Annotated in this window: 7 protein-coding genes and 1 pseudogene; 3 read left to right on the plus strand and 5 right to left on the minus strand. The window is 74.1% G+C overall.

Features of this window, described 5'->3' with window-relative positions:
• On the minus strand, positions 1–1,188 hold a 1,188-nt coding region (locus tag G3I42_RS09350; protein WP_164284199.1), incomplete at its 3' end, for an MFS transporter.
• Positions 1,189–1,569: 381 nt separating this feature from the next.
• Between G3I42_RS09350 and G3I42_RS09355 the strand changes: the two genes are divergently transcribed.
• Positions 1,570–2,745: a spore photoproduct lyase family protein gene (locus G3I42_RS09355; protein ID WP_164284201.1), complete on the plus strand. Its 1,176-nt coding sequence runs from the start codon at positions 1,570–1,572 to the stop codon at positions 2,743–2,745.
• Positions 2,746–2,811: 66 nt separating this feature from the next.
• Here the strand turns inward: G3I42_RS09355 and G3I42_RS09360 are convergent, their stop codons facing one another.
• Positions 2,812–4,326, minus strand: a complete 1,515-nt coding sequence (locus G3I42_RS09360; RefSeq protein ID WP_164284203.1) for a cryptochrome/photolyase family protein — start codon at positions 4,324–4,326, stop codon at positions 2,812–2,814.
• A 160-nt stretch (positions 4,327–4,486) separates the two neighbouring features.
• On the opposite strand from G3I42_RS09360, the gene G3I42_RS09365 reads away from it, so the two are divergent.
• Complete coding sequence (locus G3I42_RS09365; RefSeq protein WP_164284205.1) at positions 4,487–5,527, plus strand: aldo/keto reductase; 1,041 nt, start codon at positions 4,487–4,489, stop codon at positions 5,525–5,527.
• A 131-nt stretch (positions 5,528–5,658) separates the two neighbouring features.
• On the opposite strand, the pseudogene eno reads toward G3I42_RS09365, so the two are convergent.
• Positions 5,659–6,942 (minus strand): annotated as a pseudogene (eno, locus tag G3I42_RS09370) (phosphopyruvate hydratase).
• A gap of 59 nt (positions 6,943–7,001) precedes the next feature.
• Positions 7,002–7,208 (minus strand): DUF2180 family protein, encoded by a 207-nt coding sequence (locus tag G3I42_RS09375; protein ID WP_164284207.1) that lies wholly within the window; start codon positions 7,206–7,208, stop codon positions 7,002–7,004.
• Between the two features lie 485 nt (positions 7,209–7,693).
• On the opposite strand from G3I42_RS09375, the gene G3I42_RS09380 reads away from it, so the two are divergent.
• Positions 7,694–9,394 carry a hypothetical protein gene (locus tag G3I42_RS09380; RefSeq protein ID WP_343244498.1) on the plus strand — a complete coding sequence of 567 codons (1,701 nt, stop codon included), beginning with the start codon at positions 7,694–7,696 and terminating at the stop codon, positions 9,392–9,394.
• Positions 9,395–9,496: 102 nt separating this feature from the next.
• Here the strand turns inward: G3I42_RS09380 and G3I42_RS09385 are convergent.
• Positions 9,497–10,399: tetratricopeptide repeat protein (locus tag G3I42_RS09385; protein WP_164284209.1), on the minus strand; the 903-nt coding region annotated here is incomplete at its 5' end.

Here is a 10,399-nt window from a genome sequence, read left to right on the forward strand (position 1 = left end):
CGGTGCCGCGCTCGTCGCCACCACCTTCGTACGGCCGCGCAGCGACACGCCGCCGTCCATCCGGCCCCCGATGAGCGCGAGCGCGAGGCCCGCGACCGCGAGGGCCGTGCCGACCAGCGCGGGCGCGGTCCAGCCCCAGCCCGCCGAGATGACGAGGCCGCCGAGCCAGGCGCCGCCCGCGTTGGCGAGGTTGAAGGCGGAGTGGTTCGACGCGGCCGCCATCGTCGGCGCCTCCTCGGCCTTCGCCATGAGGAGCATCTGCACGGGCGTCGTGATGAGCGAGCCCACCGCGCCGATCAGCAGGACGCACAGGAGCGCCGTCGCGAGCACGTGGATCGCGAAGTAGAAGGCCGCGAGCGTCATCGCCAGGATGACGAGACCGCCGTAGAGGGTGGGGCGCGGGGCGCGGTCGGTGAGCGGCCCGGCGACGAGCGTGCCGAGCGTCATGCCGACCCCGTAGAGCGCGAGGACGAACGTCGTCGACGACTCCGCCATGCCCGTGACCTCGGTGAGCATCGGTACGAGGTAGCTGTAGACGGCGAAGCAGCCGCCGAAGCCGACGACCGCCGTCGCGAGCATGATCGCGATGTGGCGGTTGCCCATCGCGCGCAGTTCGCGGCCGATGCCCGCGCCCTCGCCGCGCGGCTGGTGCGGCACGAGTGTGACGAGCGCGGCGAGTGCGACGAGGCCGATCGCCGCGACGGCGAGGTACGCGGCGCGCCAGCCGAGCGCCTGTCCGAGCGCCGTACCGGCCGGGACGCCGACGATGTTCGCGACGGTCAGGCCCAGGAACATCATCGACACCGCGCGCGCGGCCCGTTCGGGCGCGACGAGCCGTGAGGCGACGACGGCGCCGACGCCGAAGAGCGCGCCGTGCGGCAGGCCCGCGAGGACGCGCGCGGCGAAGAGCGTGCCGAAGCCGGGCGCGAAGGCGGAGGCCGTGTTGCCGATCACGAAGAGGCCGGTCAGCAGGAGCAGCAGCTTCTTGTGCGGGATACGGGCGCCGAGCCCGGTGAGGAGCGGCGCGCCGACCACAACACCGAGCGCGTACGCCGAGACGAGATTGCCCGCCTGCGGCACGGAGACGCCGACGCCGTCGGCTATCTGCGGCAGCAGGCCCATCGAGACGAACTCCGTCGTGCCGATGCCGAAGGCGACGACGGCGAGCGCGAGCAGGGCCAAGGGCATGGCGGGGGTACCTCCGGAAGGGGGCTGGGGACGGCCACGTGAACAAGGTGGACGGGTGTGGCCGCGCCGGGCGTCCTTGCCCGCGCGCACGCCGAAGCGAGGACCGGTGCGCGGTCCCCGCCACAGGTGCCAGCGACGGCGGGCCTCTCCGGCATTCCGCCCGGACCGGTCGAAGGGGCGTGAGACGTGTCACAGAGGGCGGTCCGGGCCCTGCTCACGTCCTCCCGCCGCCCACTGTCACCCCCGCGTGGCAGGCTTTTCTCGTACGCGCACCCCCACCCCGCCGTACGCGCGCCACGCCCCCCGCAGAACCCCACCCCCCACCTCGCACTACGCCCACCCCCACGCCCCCCACCCCGTACCCGAGAAGGGACCCCCGCCATGCCCGCCCTCCCGCCGCCCGAGGGGCAGGAGTCGCTCTTCGCCCTGGCCGAGGCGACGGAGGACCCCGGCGCCCGCGCCCCGATGCCGCCGCACCCGTTCCGCGCGAGCGCCCGCGCCCGCCGCATGGCCCGCATCCGCCACGTGTACGCCGAGCCCGCCGCCCGCGACGCGCCACGAGGCCGGCGGATTCTCGCCGCGCTGCCCGGCGTGCCCGTGACCGAGGTGGCGAGTCACTGGCGCATCCCCGCGCTGCACGGCGAGGAGACGAACGTCGCCCGCTGGACCCGGATCAAGACCGAGGTGCTCGTGCTCGGCGTACGGCAGAGCCTCACCGTCCGTCCCAACGGCCGCTCCGCCGACTGGATCGCGCCAGGCGCCTCGAACGGCTGCGCCATGGCCTGCGCGTACTGCTACGTGCCGCGCCGCAAGGGGTACGCGAACCCCATCACCCTCTTCACGAACACCGACGCGATCGCGGCGGCCGTCGCCCGCCACGTCCGCCGCCTCGGCCCCAAGCGCGAGCCGAACCAGTGCGATCCCCGCGCCTGGGTCTACGACATCGGCGAGAACGGCGACTGCTCGGTGGACGCGCTGCTGTGCGACAGCACGGCCGAACTCGTCGCCGCCTTCCGTGAACTGCCGCACGCCAAAGCCTCCTTCGCGACCAAATTCGTCAACCCCGATCTGCTCGGCTACGAGCCGCGTGGCCGCACCCGCATCCGCTTCTCGCTCATGCCGCCCGCCGACGCCCGCCTCCTCGACCTGCGCACGAGCCCCGTCGCCGAACGCATCGCCGCCGCGGGCGACTTCCTCGACGCCGGGTACGAGGTGCACTTCAACCTGTCCCCCGTCGTGCTGCGCCCCGGCTGGCAGCGCGACTGGTCCGAGCTGCTGACGCACCTGGACGACGTGCTGCCGCGCGCCGTGAAGGAGCAGGCGGCGGCCGAGGTCATCATGCTCACGCACAACAACGCGCTCCACGAGGTGAACCTCGGCTGGCACCCGCGTGCCGAGGACGTCCTGTGGCAGCCGGAGGCGCAGGAGACCAAGCGCTCGCAGAACGGTGCGGAGAACGTGCGGTACGCCTACGGGATCAAGGCGCGAGCCCTGGAACGGCTGACAAGCCTGATCGCCGAACGCGCCCCCTGGCTCCGCGTCCGCTACGCGTTCTAGTCACGCCGCGTTCCAGCCACCCCGCCCCCTCACCCACGGCCGCGCCCCCTCACGGCCCCCACCCCCTCACGGCGCCCCATCCCCCCGCTCCGCCACCTCCTCCCGTACCTCCTCCAGGTCTCCCAGCCGGTCCAGTCCCTTCACCACCCTTGCCGTGCGGTAGTTGTGCTCCAAGCGGTCGCGGTGGCGGTCGAGAAAGGCCCAGTACCCGGCGGTGTACGGGCAGGCGTGCGGGCCGGTGCGCTCGGTGGGCCGGTAGGCGCAGGGGCCGCACAGGTCGCTCATGCGGTGCACGTAGGCGCCGCCCGAGGTGTAGGGCTTCGTCGTCATGCGGCCCCCGTCCGCGTACTGCGACATGCCGAGGACGTTCGGCAGCATGACCCAGTCGTAGCCGTCGACGAAGCAGCGGTGGAACCAGTCGGTGACGGCCGCCGGGTCCCAGCCGTCCTGGAGGGCACGGCTGCCGAGGACCATGAGGCGCGGGATGTGGTGCGTCCAGCCCGTGTCGCGGACCTGCGCGAGGACGGTCGACAGGCAGTTCGCGGTCACGGCGCCCGCGTCGAGCGAGAGGAACCAGTCGGGCAGCGGGGCGGTGTGCCGCAGCGCGTTGAGCCCGCGGTACTCCTCGCCGAAGTGCCAGTAGAGCTGCCACACGTACTCGCGCCAGCCCGCGATCTGCCGCACGAAGCCCTCGACGGAGTTGAGCGGCGCCTCGCCCTCGCGGTAGGCGCGCTCCGCCAGTTCGGCGCACTCCGCGGGGTCGAGAAGCCCGAGGTTGAGGGGCGCGGAGAGCAGGCTGTGGCTGAGTACGGGGTCGGCGGCGAGCATCGCGTCCTCGTACGGGCCGAAGCCGGCGAGCCGATGCGTGACGAAGCGGCGCAGCGCGGCGCGGGCCTCGCGGCGGGTCGCGGGGAAGAGCCGCGGCCCGTCGCGGCCGACGAAGGAGATCTCGCCCGCGCGCTCCCAGCGGTCCAGGTCGTGCCGCACCTCCTCGTCGATGTCGTCCTCGTGCGGGCGCCAGGGCGCGGGCACGTCGAGCCGCTCGGTGTCGCGGGGCGGGGGCTCGCGGTTGTCGTGGTCGAGGTTCCAGCGGCCACCAGCGGGCCGCTCGCCGTCCATGAGCAGGTCATGCCGCTGACGTACCCAGCGATAGAAATCCTCAAGCCGCACATGCGGCCTTTCCCCCGCCCATGAGGAGAAATCCGTCTGAGGTACGAGAAAGCCCCTCGCAGGGAGGACCTCCACGTCCCCCAGGCGATGGACGAGACCGAGCGCGCGCCGCGAGGTGGGATGGCAGACCGTGAGCGGCGGTCGCCGTTTCCCGAAGGCGAGCCGGAGCCCTTCGGTGTAGGTCTCGGCGCGTACGTACGTGACGCGGTCGCCCAGTTCGCGCGCGCGGTGCCGCATCGCCGAGAGGACGAGGTGGGCCTTCGCGCGGTGGAAGACGCGGCGGCGCAGCACGGCCCGCGCCTCGATCATGACGACGGGCGCCCGCGCGTCGGGCCCGTCGTGGCGGGGGTCGAGGAAGTGGGGCCCGAGCTGGTCGCCGAAGAGCCAGTGCGGGCGGGGGCCGTCAGGCATGAGGTGCCTCTCCGCAGGGTCCTCGGATGCTGCCAGGGAGGCCGTGGTCCCACCGTCGCGACACCCCGTGACCCGCCCGGACGCCGACCGCTTGCAATCCGGAACACTGCTCCGTATCGTCGAACTGAACGTTGTTCCGTTTTCTGTCAGGAGCTTCACCATGCACTACCGACCCCTTGGCCGGACAGGAATGAAGGTCAGCCCCTACGCCCTCGGCACGATGATGTTCGGGGCGCACGGGAACACGGACCACGAGGACTCCGTGCGGATCATCCACCAGGCGCTGGACGCCGGGATCAACTTCGTCGACACCGCCGACTTCTACGCGCAGGGCGAGACGGAGGAGATCGTCGGCAAGGCGCTCAAGGGCCGCAGGGACGGCGTCGTGCTCGCCACGAAGGCGCACCTGCCGATGGGCGAGGACCCGAACATGCGGGGGAACTCGCGGCGCTGGCTGACGCGCGCCCTGGAGGACTCGCTGCGGCGGCTCGGCACCGACCACGTGGACCTCTTCCAGATCCACCGCCCCGACCCGGACACCGACATCGAGGAAACCCTCTCGGCGCTCACCGACCTCGTGCGCGCGGGCAAGGTGCGCGCGATCGGCACCTCGTCGTTCCCCGCCTCGTACCTCGTCGAGGCGCAGTGGGTCGCCGAGCGGCGCGGCCTCCAGCGCTTCCGCACCGAGCAGCCCAACTACTCGGTCCTCGACCGGGGCATCGAGAGCGAGGTCCTGCCGGTCGCCGAGAAGTACGGCATGGGGACGCTCGTCTTCAGCCCGCTCGCGGGCGGCCAGCTCACCGGCCGCTACCGCAAGGGGCAGGCGTCGGACGGACGGCGCGGCGGGATGTTCTCGTACTTCGGCGACGAGCGGCGCATGGACGCCGTCGAGCGGCTCATCGCGCTCGCGGAGAAGACCGGCATCTCGCTCACGCACCTGGCCATGGCCTTCGTCCTCGCCCACCCGGGCGTGACCTCGGCGATCATCGGCCCCCGCACGAAGGCGCACCTGGACGACCTCCTCGCGGGCGCCGACATCGCGCTGAGCGACGACGTGCTCGACGAGATCGACGCGATCGTCCCGCCGGGGACGGACCTCGGCCGCATGGACATGGTCTTCCAGCCCCCGGCCCTCACCGACCCCACGCTCCGCAGGCGCCCGGCCGCCGAGCGCTCGGCAGCCACCGAACCGGCGGCCTGAGGGACGGCGGGGCGGGGGTACGGGTACGAGGCGGCCCCCCCCGCGCCCCCGCCCGGCCTCGCGCGCGCTCACCCGGCCCGCGCCCACGCTCGCCCCGCCCCCCGAACGCCGCCCCGTCCAAGCCGCACGCCCTACCCCTCCTCCCACCCCCGCGCCGGCCCGTACGCCAGCTCCGGCCGTGCCTTGGCGATCTCCAGGAGCCGGTTGTACTTGGCGACCCGCTCCCCGCGCGCCGGGGCGCCGGACTTCAGCTGCCCGCAGCCCGTCGCGACCGCGAGGTCGGCGATGAAGGGGTCGGGGGTCTCACCGGAGCGGTGCGAGATCTGTGCCGCGTACCCGTGCTCACGGCACAGCCGCATCGCCTCCAGGGTCTCCGTCACCGTCCCGATCTGGTTGACCTTGATGAGCGCGGCGTTGGCGATCCCCGCCGCGATCGCCTCCCGGATGAGCGCGGGGTCGGTGACGAAGTTGTCGTCGCCGACGAGCTGCACGCGGGAGCCCAGCCGGCGGGTCAGCTCCTGCCAGCCCTCCGTGTCGTCCTCGCCGAGCCCGTCCTCCAGGGACCAGACGGGGAAGTCCGCGACGATCGCCTCGTACCGCGTGATCAGGTCGGAGCCGCTGAGCGACTCCCCGGCCACGCGGTACGTGCCGTCCTCCTACCGGAACTCGCTCGACGCGGGGTCGAGCGCGAGCGCGACGCCCTCGCGCCCCGACGGGTACCCGGCGTCGCCGATCGCCTGGACGAGCAGCCGCAGCGCGTCCTCGGGCTGGACGAGGTCCGGCGCGAAACCGCCCTCGTCACCGAGCCCCGTACCGAACCCCCGCTCGTGGAGCAGCCGCTTGAGTGCCGCGTAGACCTCCGCGCCCGCGCGGACCGCCTCGGCGAACGAGGGCGCGCCGAGCGGGGCGATCATGAACTCCTGGAAGTCGAGCGCGTTGGGCGCGTGGACGCCGCCGTTGAGCACGTTGAAGTGCGGCACGGGCAGGCGCGGCGTGACGCCTTCGGGGGCGAGGTACGTGTATGGCTCGACGCCCGCCGAGGCGGCGAGCGCGCGGGCCAGCGCGAGCGAGACGCCGACGATCGCGTTGGCGCCGAGCCGGGACTTGCTGCCCGTGCCGTCGAGCGCGTCCATCGCCCGGTCGGCCTCGGCGAGGGAGTGCCAGGCGCGCGAGCAGAGCAGTCCGGCGAGGTCCTCGCGGACGTGCGCGGCGGCCCGGAGCACGCCCTGCCCGGCGTAGCGGCCCGGGTCGCCGTCGCGCAGTTCGACGGCCTCCCGCGTCCCGGTCGACGCCCCGGCGGGCACGCCCGCGACGGCGCGTGTGCCGTCGCCGAGTCCGAGGGCGACCTGGAGCGTGGGGCGGCTGCGGGAGTCGAGGATCTCGACGGCGTCGAGGGAGACGACGGTGAAACTCATGGGGGAGGTTCCTTGGGTCGGGAGTGTGGGGGAGTCGGGGGCCGCGGTGGACGCCGGCTTCAGGAGTTCTCCGCCGCGCGGCACGTTCCGCAGGTGATCCGGCGGGCCGTCACCGCCCGCACGACGCCACCGGTCCCGCCCGCCCGCCGCAGCAGCGTCGTACCGGTCCGGGCATGGGCGGAGCACAACGCGGCCCCGCACTGCCGGCACACGGCGACGGCTGGGGTCGCCTCGTGGCCGGCGGCATCGCATTCGTAACAGTGCATGGAAGGTCCCCTTCGGAGGTCACGCGTGGGTGGAGTCGGAGCGCACGCGCTCCGGGGGGACTTCGGGAAGGGGTGGCGGCGGTCCGCATACGACGCTCCTCGGGGCACGGCAATCCGACAACTGCGTGTCAGAAGCCATCAGCCCGGGAGGGCGGTTCGGGCCACGAGGGGGTGTCCCCTGGGGCCCCGGCGGGATTCATCGCCTGCGCGGAGCAGTCAACTCCTGCCGCGGTTCGCGGTCAAGCAGCGCGCCGCGCCGGGGCGAGGGCGGGGCGACGCGCGTGGACGGTGCGGGCGGGCGGTGGCGGCCCCGGAGTCGCGGTCGCTCCGTGCCACGCCACGAGAACCGCGGACCTCACCCCCGCCGCCTCGGCCGACCGATAGGGTGCCCCGGCGTCGTGGGACTCGGTTCGGCCGGGGCGGGACACACGTTGACGTCGGCGGGGAAGGGAGGGCGCGTGGGGGCGGGGGGCCGGGAGATACGGGTGCCGGTGGGGGCCGGCGCGGCGCGCTGGACGAGCCGGGCGGTGGAGCGCCGCGTGCTGCTCGTCGTGCACAACGTCACCTCGGCGGGCCGGCTGCTCGATGTGCTGCCGCTCTTCCACGACGACCTGCGCGTCCAGATCCTCGTGACCAACACCGGGTCCTCGCCCTTCCAGGCCGGCACCGAGGAGGTGCTGCGCGAATGGGGCCTCCCGGTACTGCCCTGGGAGCAGGCGGCACGCGAACCCGTCGACCTCGCGGTCTCGGCGAGCTTCGGCGGCGGCCTCGAAGCGCTGCCGGGACGGCTGAGCGTGCTCTCGCACGGCGTCGGCTACACCAAACGCCTCCCACGCCCCGGCGCCGAAGGCCCCGAGCCGACCTTCGGCCTCTCGCCGGACTGGCTGCTCGCCGACGGAGCACCGTACGTGGACGGCCTCGTCCTCTCTCACCCCGAGCAGCGCGAGCGCCTCGCGCGCGCCTGCCCCGAGGCGCTGGGCGCCGCCGTGCTCGCCGGTGACCCCTGCTACGACCGGATGCTCGCGGCCCGCCCGTACCGTGACCGCTTCCGCCGTGCCCTCGGCGTCCGGCGCGGCCAGCGACTCCTCGTCCTCAACTCCACGTGGAACCCGGAGGGCCTCTTCGGCAGCGGTGGCACCGACCTGCTCCCCGCCCTCCTGCCCCGCCTCGCGGCCGAACTCCCCGCCGACTCCTACCGCCTCGCCGCCGTGCTCCACCCCAACATCTGGTACGGGCACGGCCCCGGCCAGATCCGCGCCTGGCTCGACCGCGCCCGCAGATCAGGGCTCGCGCTCATCGACCCCGTCCGCCACTGGCGCCAAGCGCTGCTCGCGGCGGACGCGGTGCTCGGCGACTTCGGCGCCGTCAGCTACTACGCCGCCGCCCTCGGCCTGCCGGTCCTGCTCGCGGCGAGCGGCACGGAACGCCTCGACCCGGAAGCCCCGCTCGCCCGCTTCGTCACCGAGGCGCGACGCCTCGACACCGAGGCCCCTCTCGTACGGCAGGTGGACGCACTCCTCACCGCCCACCGCCCGCTGCCCGAGCCCGCGGCCTTCGTTACCTCGGCGCCGGGCCGGGCCGCCGCCCTCCTCCGCGCGCACTTCTACGCGCTCCTCGGCCTCCCCGAACCGCCGTGGCCCGCGCTCCTCGAACCGCTCGCGCTCCCCCCGTACGAGCCCGTCCGCCGCACCGCGCCGCTGCGCGTCCGGACACTCGCGCGGGGGCGGCGCATACGAGTGGAGCGCACCACCGAGGTGCCGTACGGGGCCCAGGAGGACACGCACCTGTGCGTGTACGAGGACACACGCGATCCCGCCGAACTCGACCTCGCCGACATCATCGTGCGCGAGGGCCCGCCCGACGACCCGCGCACGGGCAGCCCCGCGCGCTGGACGGCCGACATCCTGGGCGCGTACCCCCACTGCGGCCTCGCGGTCTACGTGGACGGCCGCCACTCCTGTACGGTCCGCTCCCGCCGTGCGGGCCTGCTCCGCCTCACGGCGGGCCCCGGTGCGGACGCGGACCCGGCGGCGTACGCGGGAGCGGTCCACGCCTGGCTGGGTGCGGGCCGCCGCATCCCGCCCCGCGGGGTCAGCCTGCGGCTGGAGACGGGAGCGGGCGAGCACGTGGTGCGGGTGGCGCGGGAGAGGGATGTTCCACGTGAAACATCACTCCACCGGCCCTAGAGGAATGTTTCACGTGAAACATCGCGAAGCCTGCAACTCGATGCCCGGACGGGATGTTTCACGTGAAACATCGGCCGGCCGCCCTCATCACTCCCGCAACCCTCAGCCGGCCGCCCCCGTGACCCGCTCCCGCAGCGTGGCGAGGAAGGCCCTGCGCGCGTGTTCCTCGCTTCCCAGCAGCTCTTCGGCCTCCTCGATGCGGGTGAGCGCGTCCTCCGTGCGGCCCAGCGTGTGCAGGGTCTCGGCCAGCTCCGACAGCGTCTTCGCCCGGTTCGCGTCGTCCCCCAGCTCCACGAAGCGGTTGAGAGCCGCTTCCTGCTCGGCCCGCGCCTCGACGAGCTGCCCGCGCAGCCACAGCGCCCGGCCCTGGTGGCGGGTGAGGAGGGCACGGGCGCGGGGCAGATCGCGGGCGCCCCGGTCCTGCGGGCCGATGCGGTCGTAGAGGGCGGCGGCAGCGGCCAGCCGCTCCTGGGCGGGTTCCGCCTGCCCCTCGTAGAGGTGGAGGAGGGCCACGTACTCGACGGCGGACGCCTGGCCGCGCAGGTGGCCCGCCGCTTCCTCGTGCGCGTGGGCGGCCTCGGCCGCTGCCCGGGCCTCCGCGTAGCACCCGAGCTGGCCGAGGCAGTGGGCGAGCTGGAAGTGCACGGACGCCGCCTCCTCCGTCCCGGGGCGGTACTCGTCGGCGAGCACGGCGAGGGCCCGCATGGCGGGCAGCGTCTCGTCCCAGTAACCGGACTTGAGCTGCACCGGCCACAGCGCGCGGCCCAGGGCGAGGGCCGTGTCGGGGTGGCCGAAGTCGCGGGCGAGGGCGATGGCGACGACGATGTTGGGCGTCTCGACGCGCAGGAGGGCGAGCGCGGTGTTCGCGTCGGGCGACACGGGCTCGCCGGGTCCGGCCGGGCCAGCGGATGTCTCGGTGCGCCAGCTCTGCGGCAGCGCGGCACGCGCGGTGCGCTCGGCGCGGTCGCGCAGGGCCTCGCCTCCGCGCCGCACCGCCGTGGCGCA

Source organism: Streptomyces sp. SID11385 (genome assembly GCF_010548245.1).
In the GTDB taxonomy this organism is placed as follows: Bacteria; Actinomycetota; Actinomycetes; order Streptomycetales; family Streptomycetaceae; genus Streptomyces.